This window comes from Geomonas ferrireducens, from assembly GCF_004917065.1.
Taxonomy (GTDB): domain Bacteria; phylum Desulfobacterota; class Desulfuromonadia; order Geobacterales; family Geobacteraceae; genus Geomonas; species Geomonas ferrireducens.
In genome coordinates this window covers 1304507-1323069 of sequence record NZ_SSYA01000002.1, presented here as the reverse complement: position 1 = coordinate 1323069, position 18563 = coordinate 1304507, and the positions used below count along the sequence as shown (strand labels likewise).

The 18563-nt window shown below is 61.8% G+C and carries 17 protein-coding genes; 10 read left to right on the top strand and 7 right to left on the bottom strand.

Translation table 11 applies throughout. The features are described 5' to 3' along the window. Window positions 1-14: 14 nt before the first annotated feature. Together E8L22_RS14715 and E8L22_RS14710 are read right to left on the bottom strand one after the other, a co-directional pair. Complete coding sequence (locus E8L22_RS14715; protein WP_136525872.1) at window positions 15-434, bottom strand: SseB family protein; 420 nt, start codon at window positions 432-434, stop codon at window positions 15-17. A 96-nt stretch (window positions 435-530) separates the two neighbouring features. Further along, the gene (locus E8L22_RS14710; protein ID WP_136525871.1) at window positions 531-902 is read right to left on the bottom strand and encodes a DnaJ family domain-containing protein; all 372 of its coding nucleotides are present in this window, start codon (window positions 900-902) and stop codon (window positions 531-533) included. Window positions 903-1161: 259 nt separating this feature from the next. Here E8L22_RS14710 and E8L22_RS14705 point away from each other — a divergent pair, with 259 nt between their 5' ends. Beyond that, on the top strand, window positions 1162-1617 hold the full coding sequence (locus E8L22_RS14705) for a YbaN family protein (RefSeq protein WP_136525870.1): 456 nt from the start codon (window positions 1162-1164) through the stop codon (window positions 1615-1617). 14 nt (window positions 1618-1631) lie between these two features. Here the strand turns inward: E8L22_RS14705 and E8L22_RS14700 are convergent, their stop codons facing one another. The 5 genes from E8L22_RS14700 to E8L22_RS14680 form a co-directional block, all read right to left on the bottom strand. Further along, complete coding sequence (locus E8L22_RS14700; protein ID WP_198420163.1) at window positions 1632-3266, bottom strand: methyl-accepting chemotaxis protein; 1635 nt, start codon at window positions 3264-3266, stop codon at window positions 1632-1634. Window positions 3267-3409: 143 nt separating this feature from the next. After that, on the bottom strand, window positions 3410-3880 hold the full coding sequence (locus E8L22_RS14695) for an SH3 domain-containing protein (protein WP_136525869.1): 471 nt from the start codon (window positions 3878-3880) through the stop codon (window positions 3410-3412). 132 nt (window positions 3881-4012) lie between these two features. Next, the gene (locus tag E8L22_RS14690; protein ID WP_136525868.1) at window positions 4013-4330 is read right to left on the bottom strand and encodes a hypothetical protein; all 318 of its coding nucleotides are present in this window, start codon (window positions 4328-4330) and stop codon (window positions 4013-4015) included. A gap of 153 nt (window positions 4331-4483) precedes the next feature. Continuing rightward, window positions 4484-7750, bottom strand: a complete 3267-nt coding sequence (locus E8L22_RS14685) for a cache domain-containing protein (protein WP_136525867.1) — start codon at window positions 7748-7750, stop codon at window positions 4484-4486. A gap of 299 nt (window positions 7751-8049) precedes the next feature. Continuing rightward, window positions 8050-8532 carry a PaaI family thioesterase gene (locus E8L22_RS14680; protein WP_136525866.1) on the bottom strand — a complete coding sequence of 161 codons (483 nt, stop codon included), beginning with the start codon at window positions 8530-8532 and terminating at the stop codon, window positions 8050-8052. A gap of 266 nt (window positions 8533-8798) precedes the next feature. Between E8L22_RS14680 and E8L22_RS14675 the strand changes: the two genes are divergently transcribed. The 9 genes from E8L22_RS14675 (at window position 8799) to rtcA (ending at window position 18508) form a co-directional block, all read left to right on the top strand. Further along, a complete protein-coding gene (locus E8L22_RS14675; RefSeq protein ID WP_246044658.1) occupies window positions 8799-10403 on the top strand; it encodes a sensor histidine kinase in 1605 nt (534 codons plus the stop codon). Then, window positions 10397-11566: a M24 family metallopeptidase gene (locus E8L22_RS14670; protein ID WP_136525864.1), complete on the top strand. Its 1170-nt coding sequence runs from the start codon at window positions 10397-10399 to the stop codon at window positions 11564-11566. The genes E8L22_RS14675 and E8L22_RS14670 overlap by 7 nt, the downstream gene beginning before the upstream one ends. Window positions 11567-11948: 382 nt before the next feature. Beyond that, a complete protein-coding gene (locus E8L22_RS14665; protein WP_136525863.1) occupies window positions 11949-13133 on the top strand; it encodes a thiolase family protein in 1185 nt (394 codons plus the stop codon). A gap of 14 nt (window positions 13134-13147) precedes the next feature. After that, a complete protein-coding gene (locus E8L22_RS14660; protein WP_136525862.1) occupies window positions 13148-13993 on the top strand; it encodes a 3-hydroxybutyryl-CoA dehydrogenase in 846 nt (281 codons plus the stop codon). A 27-nt stretch (window positions 13994-14020) separates the two neighbouring features. Next, complete coding sequence (locus tag E8L22_RS14655) at window positions 14021-15178, top strand: acyl-CoA dehydrogenase family protein (protein WP_136525861.1); 1158 nt, start codon at window positions 14021-14023, stop codon at window positions 15176-15178. A 126-nt stretch (window positions 15179-15304) separates the two neighbouring features. Beyond that, window positions 15305-15772, top strand: coding sequence for a DUF2889 domain-containing protein (locus E8L22_RS14650; protein WP_136525860.1), 468 nt, complete (start codon window positions 15305-15307; stop codon window positions 15770-15772). Then, the gene (locus tag E8L22_RS14645; RefSeq protein WP_136525859.1) at window positions 15769-16059 is read left to right on the top strand and encodes a hypothetical protein; all 291 of its coding nucleotides are present in this window, start codon (window positions 15769-15771) and stop codon (window positions 16057-16059) included. The genes E8L22_RS14650 and E8L22_RS14645 overlap by 4 nt, the downstream gene beginning before the upstream one ends. 96 nt (window positions 16060-16155) lie before the next feature. Beyond that, complete coding sequence (locus tag E8L22_RS14640; protein ID WP_136525858.1) at window positions 16156-17328, top strand: 6-phosphofructokinase; 1173 nt, start codon at window positions 16156-16158, stop codon at window positions 17326-17328. Between the two features lie 130 nt (window positions 17329-17458). Next, on the top strand, window positions 17459-18508 hold the full coding sequence (gene rtcA / locus E8L22_RS14635) for an RNA 3'-terminal phosphate cyclase (protein ID WP_136525857.1): 1050 nt from the start codon (window positions 17459-17461) through the stop codon (window positions 18506-18508). Window positions 18509-18563 lie beyond the last annotated feature (55 nt).

Sequence of the window (18563 nt, the reverse complement as noted above, 5' to 3'; positions counted from 1 at the left end):
GCCCTTAACTTTCATCAGGATTGGCGTACCCCGGCAGCCTCGGCGGCCTCGGTGTTGCAGCGTTCGACGGAGTCCCTGAGCCAGGCGATCTCCTCGGGGTGGAACTCCTTGGAATATTCGGTGCCGACGTTCAGGGCCCAGTGCAGTGGAGGGGTGGTGCTCAGTGCGAGCAGGTGGCCGGGGACCTCTATGTGCGGCGTCTCGGCGTCCCAGGCCTGGAGGCGCTCCAGGGTGCTGAAAAGCATCAGGTAGTCCTTGCCGTCCGCCTCGGTGATAAGCGGCAGTACCCCGCCGGCCTTTTCCGCCTGTTCATTATCTTTGAGGATGGGGACGAAAAAAGCAGAGTTCAGGAAGAGGTCGTAAAACTCGGACTGCTTCTTGCCGTCCCTTAAGTTCTGGCGCAGGTTGACCAGCGCCTCGTCAAGTTTTTCCATGCAATTTCCTTTGCGTATCGGTTGTGGTTGGTTGGTCACGGGCACCATACCGGATGGGATGCATCATTTCAAGGATTATATGGATACTTCGATGGTTCAGCCATCCCCGAGCCGGTCGAGGAGCTTACCCTGGTACTCCGGCAAGAGATCGAGCGAAAGCGGACGCTTACGGGTCATCTCGAGCTTCATGAGCTTGAAGTTCAGCTCCCGCACCTTCTTCATCCGTTCCTCGCTCTCCTCCATTTCCAGGACGAGTCTTCTAAGTGAAGCGACCTCGTTGCTGAGTTCGACTTCCGGAGGGACGCAACCGGCGTTCTTCAGCACCTTGTAAGCCATGCGCAGCTCCTCCGGGACGGCGGAGAGGTCCTCCATCACCAAAGGCTTACCGTGCCCCGCGAGGTTGTTGAACTCGCCGCGCTCCATGGCTTCCCTGATCCTTCTCTCTGCTATGATCGCGAAAACGTCCATCTGGTGATTCTCGCAGAACGTCCCATGAGGAGTCAACTCCGCAGTTTTCATTATGGCGGGCGGAAGGTGGATGCGGCGGGTAGCTTTGGCGGAAATGGTGGGGGAGACCTGCGCGCTGCGCCCCCTGCGGCGGTACGGCTGGGGCTCCAGGATAAGTTGCGGCCGCCGATCGGGGATTCCGGATGTTAAAACGAGATGGGATCGCTTACAATTAGTCTGGATGAAATGCAAAGCTTGGAGCGGGGGGCACGCACGTCGGATGAAACACCGTCATCTGAAGATCAGGCTGGTCAAGAGCGAGTGGCTGCGTTACCTGCTCATCGGCACCGGGCTTCTCTCCCTCGCCGGTGGCGTTGTCGGGCTTTTTCTTCCACTGGTCCCGAGTATCCCCTTCCTGCTGGTCGCGGTCATATGCTTTTCACGCAGTTCCGAACGATTCCATACCTGGCTTGTGGAACACAAGCACTTCGGGCCGATGCTAAAGGAGTACCTGCTGCACGGCTCGATCCCGCTGCGCGCCAAGTGCCTCGCCATCGGCGCGATCTGGATCTCGTTTCCCGTTACCACCTTCCTGTTCGTGGACCGAATCTGGCTGAGAATCGTGCTCCTATCCGTCGCCGCCTGCGTGACCATCTACCTCGCGCTGCTGCCGACCTCCGCCCGACGCGGCGCTGAACGCCGGCCGGGAAAGAAGGTCGGCAGATGGGGCGGATAGGGTGAGATTAGGGGTCAGTCGGTCTGGAACTGCCGGACCCTCGACTGCAGTTGCGTGGCATTCTGGCTCAGTTGTTCCGCCGCTTCCGCCGAGTCGTGGGCTGCCTGGGTCGTCTGCTGCACCACGTAGGTGATCTGCTGCATGTTGCCGGATATCTCGCGCGTGGTCGCAGTTTGCTCTTCCGCCGCGGTGGCCACCTGGTTGATCTGCTGGGTCACCTCACCGATGCACTCCATGATCTCGCGCAAGGCCTGCTGCGACTTCCCGGCCTCGGCGCTTCCTTTCTCCACCTCGGCCACCCCGGCCTCCATCGAGCTCACCGCGGTCCTCGTTTCCTGCTGGATCACCTTGATCATCTCCGCGATTTCCTTCGTGGCGCGGGTGGTGCGCTCGGCAAGAGCGCGCACCTCGTCGGCAACCACTGCGAAGCCGCGTCCCTGTTCGCCGGCACGCGCCGCCTCGATGGCGGCGTTCAGCGCCAGGAGGTTCGTCTGGTCGGCGATGTCCTCGATGGTTCCGAGGATCTCGCCGATCTGCTCCGAGCGCACCCCGAGCCCGCCAACCGTCTGCGCAGATTCCTTTACACGCTCCGCGATATGCTGCATCGCCTCGATGGCGCCGGCGACAACCCCCGCACCCGACGAGGCGGTCGTGTTCGCCCGGCGTGCGAGCTCCGCGGCCCCGGCGCAGTTGTACGCGATCTCGCCGGAGGTCGTTGCCATCTCCTCGCCTGCCGTGGCGACCGAGCCGATCTGTCCATGCACCTTGTCCGCGCCGTCCGCCATCACCGCCGCGGTGTCCGATAGCCGGCTCGAGGCCATCGCCACCTCCTCGGCCGAATTTCTCACCTCGGCTACCACGTCCTTTAGTTGGGCTGCCATGCGGTTCATGTCGTGGGCCAGCATGCCGAGCTCGTCGTCACCTTCGTGGTCGATGTACGTCCCGAGGTTTCCCTTCGCGATCAGGTTGACGCCGCGGGCCAACTCGCCGACGGTCCGCTGCACCGACCGCACCAATACCAGCATGACCGCCCCGCCTATCACGAACACGATGAGCGCGATCACCAGGCAGTTCACCAGCACACCGCGCAGGGCCGAATCGATGCGCTTCATCGAGATGTCCGCCCCCATCACGTACTCGGTGCCGTCCGCACCGCGCGCCGGGACGAACAGGGAACGGAAGACGCCCCACTTGTCGGAATACTGGTCGTAGTGCGGCTTGCCGTCGTCAAATGCCGCCTTTAGTCCCGCGCTTGCGTCCTCATAGGTATCAAAGAGCTTGCTCTGTTCTCCCTTTTCCTTTTCCTCGCGCGTGTAACTGGAGGAGGAGAACACGATCTTGCCGTCCTTTTTCACCATCGTGTAGATGTAGTTGAGGCCGGCCCCGTTTGCGTAGGTGGTGAGACGGTCGCTCAGTGCCTGGAACTCGGCGGGGGTAGGTGGGGTGGTTGCCATCCTGGCGTGGTATCCATCCGCGACCATGCGCACGCCTTCGACGCAGGTGCGCAGTTCCCGGTCGATGTCCCCCAGGATCTCCTTCTTCTCCGCATAATAGGTGTGTACCGTGAAGGCCGTCGTGGTGAGGAGATTGAGGACGATCATGGCGCCGAAAAACTTGGTGGATAACCGCTTCGAGGTGAAACGTTTCATGCTATCTCCTGTGCCTTGAGTGGTCGATTGCCACCTTATCGGCCGCGGGAGATCAATCTTTAGTTATTCAGTCGGGGAAAGTGAGGGGGAGAAAGGGATGGAGCCGGGGGAGGAAGGGGGACCGTACCCGGTCCCCCGCTGCCTTACTTTTTGTGCTTCATGGCTACCTTGATCTTTTTGATGTCCTTGCGCATCATCGCCACGTCCCTCTCAACGGTGAGCATCTTCAGGCGCAGGTCGGTGATCTGCATGGCGAGCTTTTCGTTGGAAGGGACTTCCTTTACCGGTTCGGCGGCCGGGGCGGGTGCGGAGACCGCGACCGGTTCGAGGGACGCCACCATGACGGGAGCCGCGGCAAGGGCCCAGCCTCCGACGTAGCCTGCCAACTTGCCGTCCTCGGAGGAAACCTTTACCCAGCCTCCTGAGCACTTCTCTGCGCTTACCTTGGTTTCCTTCTTGAGGACCGCCACCACTTTTGCCTTCTTGCTGGGGCTCTTGCGCAGGCGGATTTCGGGCGCGGTCACCGTGCAGTTGGTGCTTTCTGCCAGTACCGGGGCTGCGAACGCGGCTATCGCCGTTGCTGCGAGGATGATGCTGCGGATCTTGATGCTCATGACGTCTCCTTTGGGTGTGTGGATTTAGGACCTCGAAGGTCGAAGTAAGCGGCACTGCATGAAGTACGGTCTTTGGGGGACGCACTCAGACAAAATAATAACGTATAGTTAAAAATATTCAATAAAAAACTATCAATTTTTTGCGAGGCGTTTCTCAGTCAATGCCAACTCTGTCTGAGCAGACATCCTTCTTGCCTGCTTCAGTTTGGCGAGGTCCACCTTGCGCATGATCTCGTTGTATTGCGAGATGCTGACGTACTCCCCAGTCAGATCGCGTCTGGCTGTGTCTGCAATCTCCGGGAAGAGGCTCAACGCCGAGTGCAGTTGACCATACTGGTAACAGGAGATCTCACAGCTGTTTGCTTCTTTATCCTTTCTGAAGCCTGGGTTTGCTGCAAATAGGGCGATTATTGCGATACAGAGGAAGAGCAAGAAGGGGGTCTTTTCCATTGAACTCTCAATGCCCCTGCTGCAGGGCTCCTTTCGGAAGTGTCTGGCCGGTTTGATTTGTATCGGCACAGGGGGGGGCTTCTAAAGCAAAAAATAAGGGCAGCATCGGAATAGTTCCCGGTGCTGCCCTTGTTGGGCGAAGCTGAGCTTCACCTAGAACCTTTCGAAGTCCGGGTCCTCATGTTCCATCTCGAGGGAGAGCCCGGCGCCGGCTGCCTTGCGCCTTGCTGCGGCGGGGAGGATCTTGGCCGACTGGGTAAGCGATTTCTTCGTTTGCACCTGCTTCACCTTCGGCTTGGGCGCCTTGGGTGCTGCATGCTCACCACCTTCCACCTTGAAGAAGCCGATGACGTCCTGCAACTGCTCGGCCTGGCTGGAAAGTTCCTCCGCGGTGGAGGACATCTCTTCGGCGGCCGAGGCGTTTTGCTGGATGACCTGGTCGAGCTGCTGGATCGCCTTGTTGATCTGTTCTGCGCCGGTGTCCTGCTCACGGCATGCCGCCGAGATCTCCATGACCAGCTCCGCGGTCTTCTGGATGTCGGGCACCATCCGGTTCAACATGTCTCCTGCGCGCTCCGCGATCTCAACGCTGCTCGAGGAGAGGTCGGAGATCTCCGCCGCCGCCTTCTGACTCCGTTCGGCGAGTTTTCTCACCTCGCTCGCCACAACGGCGAACCCTTTGCCGTGCTCGCCGGCGCGCGCCGCCTCGATGGCGGCATTCAGCGCGAGAAGGTTCGTCTGCCGCGCGATCTCCTCGATGATGGAGATCTTCCCTGCGATCTCCTTCATGGCGCTCACGGTATGGGTTACCGCTTCGCCCCCCTCCTTGGCGTCTTTGGCCGACTTGGAGGCTATCTTCTCGGTCTGCAGCGCGTTGTCCGCGTTCTGTCTTATGTTGGAGGTCATCTCTTCCATGGAGGAGGAGACCTCCTCCGCGGCGGCGGCCTGCTCGCTCGCCCCCTGTGACATCTGTTCCGAGCTGGAGGAGAGTTCCTGGCTGCCGGATGCGACGTTGTCGGCGGCTCCCTTCACGTCGGTAACCACGAGGTTCAGCTTGTCCAACATCGCCTTCAGGGCGATCAGCAGTTCGTCCTCGGGCGAGCGCTCGGTGAGCTTCAGCGTGAGGTCGCCGGCGGCGATTTTTTGCGCCACCTCGGCGATGTCGCGGTTCGCCTTGGCCGAGCTGTTCACCGCGGCCGCGATGGTATCGAAGGTGTGCTTTACCTCTGAGGTGTCGCTGTCGGCGGGCTCGGTGGTGAGGGCGACGTTCACGTCACCCTTGGCGAGTTTTGCCAGCCCGTCGACTAGTTTCTGCGTCTCCTTGTCCTGGTAATCGGCGATCTTTTTCGCCTGGCGCGCCGCCTGTTTCACCGAGGTGAGGTCGGTCACCACCTCGAACGCCCCGATCACCTTCCCTTCCTTGTCCTTGATCGGAACGCCTGTGTAGCTTATGTCGAGATCTAACCCGCCGGGGTGGGCGTCGGTCTCGCGGGTCGCATCGAGCGCGGTAGTCATGGCCTGCGCGCAGGCACAGTTAGCGCTCTTACAGTCAGAGGTTTTGAAGTGGTCGTAGCACTTGGTGCCTAGTACCTGCTCCTGGGTTTTCCCTCCTACCTTGGCGCCCAGCTGGTTCATGTAAAGTACGTTGAAGTCCTTGTCGATGATCATGGCGGGAGCCGGCATGTTGTCCATAAAGCCGACCATTGTGGTCAGGGAATCGTTCACCCCCTGGATGATCTCGCGGTAGGCACCCTGATGCTTACCGGCATCGGCGCGGGCGGTGAGCCTCCCCTCGGTCGCGGCCTGTGCCAGATCGACCGTGTCGCCGTTAAGGGTCTTGATGACTTCGGCACAGTGGTTCACCGCACCGGCCAGCGCATCGAAGATCTCTTTGGCTCCGCCGGTATCCGCGTCGCCCTGTGCGGTCGCGATGGTGAAGTCGACCTCACCCTTCGAGAGCTTCTCCAGGCCGTGCACCAGTTTCCTCGTTTCCTCCTCCTGGTAATCGCTGATCTTCTTAGCCAGACGCGCAGCCTGCTTCACGGCGGTCTGGTCGGTCACCACCTCGAAGGCGCCGATGATCTTGCCGTCCTCGCCGTGCAGCGGCAGCCCGGTGTACGCGATGTCGAGATCGAGACCGGCAGACGGGTGTGCGTCGGTCTCGCTGCTCGCCGCATTGCCACCCTGCATCGCACGTCCGCACGCGCATTGGTCCGTCTTGCAGTCACCGGTCTTGAAGTGGTCGTGACATTTGGTGCCGACCACCTGTGCCTGGGTCTTACCGCCGACCTTCGCACCCACCTCGTTCATGTACATGACGGTGAAGTCACGATCGATGATCATGGCCGGGGCGGGCATGGTGTCCAGAAGACCGACGAGACGTGCTATGGTGGCGTTCACACCTTCGATGATCCTGCGATACTCACCGCGGTGTTTGCTTGCGTCGGCGCGCTCGAGGAGCCTGCCGTCGACGGCCGCTTTTGCGAGCATGTTCGCGTCGACGGCCATCGCCTGGACCGCTGCGATGGTGACGTTAAGGTTTTTCGCCAGAATGTCCTTTTCGGACTTGGCCTGTAACTGAATGGAAAGATCACCTGCGGCGATGCTCTCGGCAGCCCTGGCCGCCTCGGCTATGTTGCCGACCATCTTTTTAAACGCTTCGGCAAGCTCGCCGGTTTCGTCCTTGCTGTTGACCGCTATGGACGCTTCCACGTCCCCTTGGGCGAGGTCGTTTGCTGCCGCGATCACCTGTCTGATGTTCTTGCTGATCCTCGAAGCGACCAGGTAACCGAGGAGCAGCACCGCGGCCGCGATCGCCAGGGTGATGATCGTCATTTTCCAGCGCATGTCGTTGATCACCTGTTGCAGGTCGTCCATGTAGAGGCCGCTGCCGACGACCCATCCCCAGGGCTTGTAAAGTTTCACGTAGGAGAGCTTCTGCACCGGGATCGTCGAGCCGGGTTTGGGCCAGAGGTACTCGACGATGCCGGCCCCCTTGCTCTTAGCTACGTTCGCCATCTCTACGAAGATCGCCTTCCCGCTCGAATCCTTCGAGCCGCTTTGGTCCTTGCCGTCGAGCTCCGGCTTGATCGGGTGCATGATCATGGCCGCGTTCAGATCGTTGATCCAGAAGTACTCGTTGTCAGCATAGCGCATCTGCCTGATGCGGTCCTTCGCCCGCTTTTGCCCTTCCTCCAGTGTGAATTCGCCCTTTTGCACCCTCTGGTCGTACTCCGCTATGATTTCGACCGGGATGTCCACAACCGACCGCAACGTATCCTCCCTTTCGGCCAGGATCCTTTGGTCCAGTGCGGGTAACAGGTAGAAGAAGTTGACCGCAGCTATTATCACGACGGTGGCGAGCGATATGCTCAGAACCTTGGCCGCGATACTCCAATCTTTGAAACTTTTGATCTTCATGTCATCTCTCCCTTAAAAGCCTAACGGTGAAACTGGCTGTGGAACACGCATTGTCATAGACGGGACATCCATGGACAATTCATCGGTTATCTGTGGGGGAATTGAATAGGAGAAACAATATGGAGATCTGCGAAAAGGAAGGTAGAATGATCGTTCTGTGCGGTTGTGACGGAGGAGGGTAGAAGCTGTGAGCATCCGTTGCGCGGCAGGTATAGGAGTAGTGGCAGACAAAGAAACGCTGAGAGTGATTCAGCGGTGCAACGAGGGACGGCGGCGCGTTCGCGCCGCCGCTTAGATGGCTACTTCCCGGGGATGGTGATGCACAGGCACTGGGCCTCGGCGTAGGTGGTGTCGCCGCGAAAGATGCGGCCGTGCACCATGATCTTTCTCCCTTCCACGGATACGACGCGGCTCTCCACGGTCACCACCTTTTTCAGCGGGAGCATGTTGCGGAAACTCACGTTCAGGTTCCCAACGACGATCGGGTACCCGGCCGCCCATGCGGCAAGCCCCAGTGCCTCGTCCATGATGGCGGCGACCGCACCGCCGTGGGCGTGTCCCGGCGGTCCCTCCGCTTCGGGGCCTAGCCAGAAGCGGGCGTGCAGGTGTTTCTCCGCATCGCGGTAGTAGCGGGCCCGGAAACGGTCTCCCCTGGCGTCGCCGGAAACGAAACGAAGCGAATCCCCTACCAGTGCAGGCGCGTCGAAGGGGACCCAACCCTCGGCGCCGCTCAAATCTATCTCGGTCTGCTCACAGGCCTTCAGTACGGTTGAGTTGGACACGGTGTTTTTCTCCTCCCGGTATTTTACGTATACGTAAAGGGCGTGGGTACCATAACAGACTTTGCCGCGGAAATAAAGGGGGCGTTGCGCTGTAGGTCGGAAATATGATGACGTCGGCATAAGTTTAATGGTATCAAACGTTTGCCACATAGGCTGGTGTAGTTTCTTGCAATCGGAATTCAGTTGACAAGCTCCCCGTATACATCGTAAACAACGTCTCACGGGGGGCGCAGGCGCCTCATGGAGCGGACATGCAAGAGGACGTAATGACAGAAAACCTTCGCACCGAGCTTGCCAGACTGCAGGCGGAGAACGCGGGATTGCGCCGGCTTTGCGATGAGCAAAAAAGCGAGCTGAAACGCCTGTCCGACAGCGAGCGGCGCTTTCGTCACCTATACAACGAGACGCCGGTGATGCTGCATTCGATCGACAGAAACGGTCTCCTGCTCGACGTCAGCAACCACTGGACCGAGGTGCTGGGGTATTCCCGTGACGAGGTCCTCGGGCGTCGCTCGAGCGACTTCCTCACCCCCGAGTCGCGGCGCTACGCACTGGAAGAGGTGTTGCCGGAATTCTTCCGTACCGGGTCTTGCCGCAATGTGGAGTACCAGGTGGTCAGCAAGAGTGGCGACATCATCGAGGTGCTGCTCTCCGCTTCGGCCGAGCGCGACGCCGCCGGGGAGATCGTGTGGTCGCTGGCGGTTATGACGGATGTCACCGAGTGGAAGAAGGCGAAAAAAGCGCTCAAGGATAATGAGGCGCGCTTCCGGATGATCGTCGAGACCTCGCAGGAGGCGATCGTCGCTGCCGATTGCAACGGCCGGCTCACCTATATCAATCAGCAGTTTGCCGACATGCTCGGGCGCGAGGTGCCCGAGGTGATCGGTCACCCCTTCCTCGAGTTTGTCGACGAGGCGCTGCACGACGAGACCGCAGCGCGCCAGAAGAGCCGGGAGCAGGGGGTGGCGGAACACTACGAGACCATCTTCGTGCGCAAGGACGGCTCCAGGGTATGGGCCAGCGTCTCCGCGAAGCCGATCCATGACGGCAAAGGGGTGTTCGGCGGTTCCTTCGCCATGATCTCCGACGTCACCCGCAGAAAGCAGACCGCGGAGGAGATCGAGGTGCTGCACACGCACTTATCCGCGCGCGCCCTCGAGCTGGAGACCGCCAACGAGGAGCTGGAGGCCTTCAACTACACCGTTTCACACGATCTCAGGCGCCCTTTGACCGCCATCAACGGCTACAGCCAGATCATCCTCGAGCTCTTCGGCGGGAACCTCGACCCGCAGTGTCGCGACTACGTTCAGGAGATCCTGAACGGCAGCATCAAGATGAACCACCTGATCGACACACTGCTCAACTTCTCACGCCGCTACTGCGGCACGCTGCAGCGCGAAACGGTCGACGTGACCGGCCTTGCCGAAGAAATCCTGGCCGAGTTGAGGCTGTCCGACCCGCAGCGGCGCATCAGCTGCCTGGTGGAGCCGGCGATGACGGCACAGGCCGATTCCCAGCTGCTCCGCGTGGTGCTCGACAACCTTCTCGGCAACGCATGGAAGTATTCGGCGAAGCAGGAGCAAAGCTGCATCGAGATCGGCGTTGATCGCTCGCAGGGGAAGGACGTATTCTTCATACGCGACAACGGCGCGGGGTTCGACATGAGCAAGGCCGCGCAGCTTTTCAAGCCCTTCCAGCGCCTGCATGATGCCGACGACTTCAAGGGAACCGGCATCGGCCTGGCGAGCGTGCAGCGCGTCATCCAGCGTCACGGCGGCCAGATCTGGGCCGAGGCGCAGCCGGGAGAGGGGGCGACCTTCTTCTTCACGCTGGGAGACCAGCAAAACCACAACGGGGGACAGGCATGCTGACACAGCAGGAAGCGCTGACAAGGATAGGGCGGCTGCAGCTTAAGTTGCAGGAAAAAGGGATGGACGGGGCGCTCTTCATCTACCCGATCGACGTCTATTACTTTTCCGGCACCAGGCAGAACTCGACCCTCTGGGTTCCCGCTTCGGGTGAGCCGCGCCTTTTCGTGCGCAAGAGCTACATACGGGCCAAGGCCGAGAGCTGCATCGAAGACACGAGGCCCTTTCCCTCCAGCAAGGAATTTCCCGGCGCGTTCGGCGAGGAGGTGAAGAAGATCGGTTTCACCTTCGACGTGGCGCCGGTGCAGCAGTACCAGTACTACCAGAAGCTGCTTCCGGGACGCGAGTTCGTGGACATTTCCGCGGTGAACCGCGAGATACGCTCCGTTAAGTCGGCCTGGGAGCTGGAGCAGATCCGGCACTGCGGCGTCGAACTCGGGCAGGTCTTCCGCGCCGTGCCGCAGTTTTTAAAGGAAGGGATGCGCGAGGTGGATCTCGCCGCCGAATTCGAGTACCGGCTGCGAAAGGCGGGCGGGGAGGGGTACGTAAGGATGCGCGCCTTCAACCAGGAGCTCTTCCAGGGGCTGGCCGTCTCCTCCGCAACGGCCGGCGATACCGGCTTCTTCGACGGCGCCGTCACCGGCCAGGGGATGTCAGCCGCCTCGCCCCACGGCGCGTCTGCCGCTCTCATCCCCGCCGATGCGCCCATCCTGATCGACTACACCGCGGTCTTCAACGGCTACATCATCGACATGACCCGCTTTTTCGTGATCGGTAAGCTCGATCCGGAGCTGGAGCACGCCTTCGGGGTCGCCATCGCCATCCAGGATTACCTGGCACAAAACCTGAAGCCCGGCGCCGTCTGCGAGGAACTCTTCCTGAAGGCCCTGGAGATGGCTACCGACGCGGGGCTCGCCGAGCATTTCATGGGGGCACCGGGCGAGAACGCGCGCTTTGTCGGCCACGGCGTGGGGCTCGAGCTGGATGAGTTCCCGGTGCTCGCCCAGGGGTTCAAGGTGCCGCTGCAGGTGGGACAGACCCTCGCCATAGAACCGAAGTTCGTCTTCCCCGGCAAGGGGGTGATCGGTATAGAGAACACCTTTGCAGTCACTGAAAACGGGGGGGAGAAGCTTAGCGACCTGCCGGACGACATCGTCTACCTCTGAGCTTGTCACGGGTAAAGAGACGGGAAAGGGCAACAGTCACAGCGTTGCCCTTTTTCTTTTGATCACTCGCGATCTTCTCTTAGTCTCCCTCTCCCCTCGGAAGAGGGTGCCCAAAGGGCGGGTGAGGGCGTTGCCCCGAAGTGTGAAACTGCACCTGCCGACGCCCTCACCCTTCCCCTCTCCCAGCGGGAGAGGGGATGTGGACGTTATGTGACGGAAGATAATGACTACTTGAGTTTTGCTGCTTTACCCGCATTTGCGTCCACATCTTCCCTTTCCTGTTTGGGGCGCTGGCATTACCGCAAAAACATTGTAGATTTATTTCTCCTGTGACTGTAAAGCGCCCGCCGGATACAGAGCGGCTGACTCTGAAGGAGGAGGCATGAGAGATGTGTTTGTCGTCGAGGCGTTGAGGACGCCGTTCGGCTCCTTCGGAGGAGTCCTCTCCGAGCTGGAGGCGCATGCCTTGGCGGGGACGGTAATGCAGGCGCTTCTCGAACGGAGCGCTCTGGAGCCCGCGGCCGTGGACGAGGTCATCGCGGGGCAAGTCCTCGCCGGCGGGTGCGGACAGGCCCCGGCACGTCAGGCGATGCGCCGGGCGGGGATTCCCGACAGCACCCACGCCATGACCATCAACAAGGTGTGCGGCAGCGGTCTGAAGGCGATCATGCTGGCGGCCGGCTCCATCATGCTAGGCGACGCAGAGGTGGCCATCGCCGGTGGCATGGAGAGCATGTCGCAGGCCCCCTTCGCCCTCAAGAAGGCCCGTTACGGTTACCGGATGGGGCACGGGCAACTGCTCGATTTGATGCTGTACGATGGCCTCCAGGACCCCTACTCGGGGCGTCACATGGGGGAGATCGCCGAGGAGGCGGTCAAGCGGCACGCCCTCGGGCGCGAGGTGCAGGACGAGTTCGCGCTCCGCTCCTACCAGCTTGCCCAGGAGGCTGTTTCCGAAGGGATCTTCGCCGACGAGATCGTCCCGGTGGTGAAGAAGGGAAAGCACGGCCACGGCAGGGAAACGGTGAGCGAGGACGAGGAGCCGTTTCGGGTCGACATAGCGACGATCGCCGACCTCAAACCCGCCTTCGGCCGTGACGGCGCCACCATCACCGCCGGGAACGCCTCGACCATCAACGATGGTGCGGCCTTTGCGCTCCTGGCCGGTACCGAGGCGGTCGAGCGTTACCGGTTGAGACCGAAGGCGCGTCTCGTCGCGTATGCCACCTGCAGCATGCATCCCGACCAGTACACCGACGCGCCGGTAGGCGCCATCAAGGCGGTTTGCGCGCGGGCCGGAATCGACCCGGACGAGATAGATCTTTTCGAGATCAACGAGGCATTTGCCGCCGTGCCGTTGATCGCGATCCGCGAGCTTGGGCTCGACATGAAAAAGGTGAACGTGAACGGCGGTGCCTGTGCCCTTGGGCATCCCATCGGGGCAAGCGGCGGGAGGCTCGCGGCGACCCTGGTGCGCGAGCTGCAAGCTAGCGGCAAGCGTTACGGGCTCGCCTCGCTCTGCATCGGCGGCGGCGAGGCGGTGGCCGCGATCTTCGAGCGGGTGTAGGAGCGGAGGGGAGCATGTTCAAGACAGTGGGGGTGGCAGGCATCGGCCAGATGGGAGGTGGCATTGCGCACGTCTTCGCCCAAAACGGCTGCCGGGTCATCGCCTACGATCCCTCCCAGGCGCAGGCGGCCAGGGGGCTTGCCACCATCGCCCAGAACCTCGAGCGCCAGGCGAAGAAGGGGATCGTCTTCGACGCCGGCATCGACGAAATCCTGGCACGCATCACGGTCGCTTCCTCGCTGGATGAGTTCGGCGCCTGCGAACTGATCGTCGAAGCGGCCACCGAAAACGAGCCGCTCAAGTTGGAACTCTTCCGCACTCTGGACGGCATCGCCCCCGAGCACGCCATCCTAGCCTCCAACACCTCCTCCATCTCCATCACAAGAATCGCCGCGGCGACCGCGCGGCCGGACCGCGTCATCGGCATGCACTTCATGAACCCCGTGCCGGTCATGACCCTGGTCGAGGTGATCCGCGGCATCGCCACCAGCGAGGAGACTTTTCACGCCGTCGCGGAGGCGGTCGCCTTTCTGGGGAAGGAGATGGCGACCTCCAAGGACTACCCCGGCTTCATCGTGAACCGCATCCTTATCCCGATGATCAACGAGGCGGCGTTCGCGCTTTACGAGGGGATCGCTTCGGCGGAGGACATCGACCGCGGCATGAAGCTCGGTACCAACCAGCCGATGGGGCCGCTGCAACTTGCCGACTTCATCGGGCTCGATACCGTGCTCGCAATCGGCAACGTCCTCTACGACGGCTTCAAGGACCCGAAATACCGCCCCTGTCCCCTGCTCGTGCAGATGGTCGACGCGGGATACCTGGGGCGGAAATCGGGTCGGGGCTTCTACCGCTACTAGATCTTTCCCGTCAACGGAGTCTCCACCATGTTTATCGAGCTCACCGAAGAACAGCGGCTCATCCGCGACACGGCGCGCAGCTTCGCCGCCGCCGAACTGGCGCCGCTGGCGGCCAGGCTCGATCGTGAGGGGGACCGCGCCGCCTTCATTGCCAACCTGAAAAAACTCGCGCAACTTGGCTTCATGGGGCTGGACGTTTCGGCGGCTTATGGCGGTTCCGAGGCGGGCGCCGTCGCCTTTTCCGTTGCCATGACCGAGATCGCCCGTGCCTGCGCCTCGACCGCGGTCACCGTTTCGGTCAACAACATGGTCTGCGAGGTGATCGAGGCGATCGGCTCGCAGGAGCAGAAGGAGCGCTACATCCCCTGCATCTGCTCCGGCGACTGCATCGCCGCGAGCTTCGCCCTCACCGAGCCCGGCGCAGGGTCCGACCCTGCCGCGATGATAACCACGGCGCGCCGCGACGGCGACCACTTCGTCCTCGACGGCACCAAGGCGTTCATCACCAGCGCCCCCTACGCCGGCATCTTCGTGGTTTGGGCGGTCACCGACCGGGATGCACCCAGGGGGGAGGGGATCAGTTGCTTCCTCGTGGAACCGGGGACGGCTGGGCTTGTCATCGGGAGGGAAGAGGATAAAAGCGGCCAGCGTGCCTCGGCGACCTGCAGCGTCACCTTCGAGGCGTGCAGGATACCGGCGTCCGCCCTGATGGGCGAGCTGAACCGGGGCTTCAAGGTGGCGGTGGGGGAACTTGCCGGCGGGCGCATCGGAATCGGGTCGCTCGCCCTCGGCATCGGCCTCGCCGCGATGGACTTTGCCACCTCGTACGCCGCGCAAAGGTCCCAGTTCGGCCAGAAGATCTCCAAATTCGAGGGAATCCGCTTCATGATCGCCGACGCCTACACGGAACTCGAGGCCGCGCGCCTTCTGCTCATGCAGGCCGCCTACCGTAAGGAGGCGGGAAAGAGTTTCGCAAAGGAAGCGTCCATGGCGAAGCTCTACGCCACCGAAGCCGCCAACCGGGCCTGCTACAAAGCGGTACAGATGCTCGGCGGCTACGGCTACCTGGGCGACTTTCCGGTCGAGCGCTACGCCCGCGACGTCCGGGTCACCTCGATCTACGAGGGGACGAGCGAGATCCAGCGCCTCATCATCTCCCGCGCCATCCTGGACAACCTCTCCTGACGCCTTGCTCCTCGCTTCGCCCAATACCACGTTTCCCTTGACTTCTACCGCCCAAGCAGCGAAACTCCCGGACGGCGCCGGAGTGCTTCCGGCAGCCAAATTACTCACATGTAAAGGGCAGAAAACATGCAACTCAACCCCATGGAGGATTTCCAGCGGGACATCTCCTACCGCTTGCTCAAACATAATGACGGCACGGCGCTGCTTGCCGCGACCATGAAAGACCGCTTCCACGACCTGGTCATCGAGGTGAAGGTCGAGGTGGCGACCCTGAAGATACTCTCGGCGTGGGCCGAGTTCCGCAAGTCCCCGACGTGCGACTGCTGCAACGCGACGGCGAAGATGGCCGGTCTGAACGGGTTCGTCATCGGCCGCGGGCTGCAGCGCAAGCTATCCGACGTCCTTGGCGGCTCGCGCGGCTGCGGAAACCTGCGCACCGTTCTCATGGGACTGCTCCCGCTTGCCCTGAACCTGGGTGCCGCCGCCGGGGTGACCGACGAGAGTGAGATGATGGACGCCATACACGAGAAACTGGTCGGCACCTGTGCCGGTTACGTGGCCCCTCCCGCCGGGCGCAAAGGGGACGCCGCATGAACTGGTACCTGCTGACGCTTCTTCCTGATGAGGCTGCCGCCGGGGTGCTCGCCCGGGTGAAGGAAGATTTCACGGCGGCCTTCCGCGCCGCGGGCGGTCCGCGCACCATGGCCCTTTTCCGCCGGGAGTCGGAAGGGGCTTTGGAGCTCTTTTTTACCCCTGAGTGCACCCGCCACGCCATGGACCTCCTCGTGCGCTACGGCGCCACCCCATGCGATGTACCATCCCTGCTCGGACTCGAACTCCTGGTCGGGCACAACGAGATCACCTACTACCTCACCACCTGACGGGCTCGCCGCCGTCAGCACGTACTTCCTTGAAAAGAAAAGTCGCTCCGGTAAAATGTGAAGGTTTTTTAACCGATATCATTAAAGGAGCGTGCCATGGGAGAAAGGCAGAAGACGTTAGGCGTACTGACCGGCGGCGGCGACGTGCCGGGACTAAACCCGGCGCTGAAGACCCTGGTGACCCGGGCTTCGGAGAAGGGGTACCGTGTCATCGGCATCCGGCGCGGCTGGGGCGGCCTTTTGGCCTACGACCGCGACGACCCGGAGTCGTGGGAAAATACGATCCTCCCGCTTGACCGCCAAGAGGTGCGCACCGTCGACCGCACCGGTGGCACCTTCCTGCATACGAGCCGCACAAACCCCGGCAAGGTGGCGACGGCCGACGTCCCCACTTTCTTGCGCGGTGCCGATTTCGACCCCGCCGCACCCGGCCACCACGATTTCACCCCCCACATCCTGAAAAACCTGGAGCACCTGGGGATTGATGCGCTGATCCCGATCGGGGGGGACGACACCCTGAGCTACGCAGAACGGCTTAACCGCGAGGGGGTTCCCATCGTGGCGATACCGAAGACCATGGACAACGACGTCTTCGGCACCGACTACTGCATCGGGTTTTCCACCGCGGTGACCAGGAGCGTCAACTTCATTCACAACCTGCGCACGAGCGCCGGTTCCCACGAGCGCATCGCGGTGGTCGAGCTATTCGGGCGCAATTCCGGGGAGACTTCGCTCATCTCGGCGTACCTGGCCGGCGTGGACCGCGCGCTCATCTCCGAGGTCCCCTTCGATGTCGAGCGGCTCTCCGCGCTTTTGCAGGAAGACAAGCAGGGGAACCGGAGCAACTACGCCATGGTGACCATCTCGGAAGGGGCGTCAATGGTGGGGGGGCAGATCGTCGAGTACGGCCAGGAGGACGCCTACGGTCACAAAAAGCTCGGCGGGATCGGCGTCGTCATGAGCGAGGCGGTGAAAAAGCTCACCGGCTCCCATATCATCTACCAGCAGCTCTCTTATCTCATGCGCAGCGGAGCGCCGGACTCGCTCGACCTCATGGTCGCGTACAACTACGCCAACATGACCATGGATCTTATCGGCGAGGGGATGTCCGGGCGCATGGTCGCCATGCAGGGGGGGACCTACCGGCACATCCCGATCAGCACCATCATGCAGGGGGAGAAGCGGGTGGACGTGGCGGAGCTGTACGACACGACGGAGTATCGCCCCAAGGTGCGGCATGTGCTCGGCAAGCCGATGTTCCTTTACTGAGGGGCTTTGGGAAATGCCGGTGAAGCGCGTGAGTGTTGCCTCGAAGCAGTGAGCCGGCCAAACGTTCCCCCTTTGCGAAGGGGGGACAGGGGGGATTTGCTTTTTGAACCTTTACTGAAAAGGGTGCGTGATGATCGAGATCGACGGGAGTATGGGCGAAGGGGGAGGGCAGGTGCTCAGGAGCGCGCTGAGCCTTGCCTGTCTCACCGGCCAGGGTTTTCGCATCTTCAACGTCAGGAAGAACCGCGAGAAGTCCGGCCTCATGCGCCAGCACCTGATGGCGGTACAGGCGGCGGCGCGCATCGCCTCGGCCAACGTAGCCGGTGACCGCCTAGGCTCTCCCGAACTCAGCTTCCTTCCCGACGGCATCGCGCCGGGCGAATACAGCTTCGACATCGGGACGGCAGGAGCGGCTACCCTGGTGTTGCAGACCTTGATCCCGCCGCTTGCCTCGGCACGAAAGACAAGCCGCGTCATGGTGACCGGCGGCACTCACGTCCCATTCAGCCCCTCCTGGCACTATTTCTCGGAGATATTCTGGCCATGCATCGAGACGCTCGGCGTGCAGGGCGAGCCTCTTTCCCGCTCCTTCGGCTTTTATCCAAAAGGGGGAGGGCGGATCGGCTGCGCCATCGAGCCGGAGACGGTACCGGCTCCCATGACCGCGATGGAAAGGGGAAAACTCACCGGCATCCGCATCGTCTCCGCGGTCGGAAACCTTCCCAGGAGCATCGCGGAGCGGCAGCTTCAGTCTGCGCTTTTGGTCATGCGCGGGAAGGTGGAGAGGGGCATTCCCATGGCCATCGAGGTGATCGAACCGCAGGTGTTTGGCCAAGGGACCTTCCTCTTCATCAAGGGGGAGTACGAGCGTGGCACCGCCGGTTTCACCGCGCTCGGCGAGCGGGGCAAACCGGCTGAACAGGTGGGGAGCGAGGCCGCGCTGGAGTTTCTGGCACACCACGAAAACGGGGCGCCTATCGACCCGCATCTGGCCGATCAACTCGTCATCTACCTAGCCCGTGCCCGCGGCAGGTCGGTTTTCCGCACCTCGCGCATCACCCGGCACCTCACCACCAACCTGAGCGTCGCCGGACTTTTCCTGGAGCTTTCAAGCAGCGTCGACGGCCGCGAGGGGGAGCCCGGGACGGTGACTATCACTCCGACCGTTCCGAACGATTGAACAAGAAAAGGCGGCCTCGCGGCCGCCTTTTCTTTGTTCTCATCTGGCGATGATC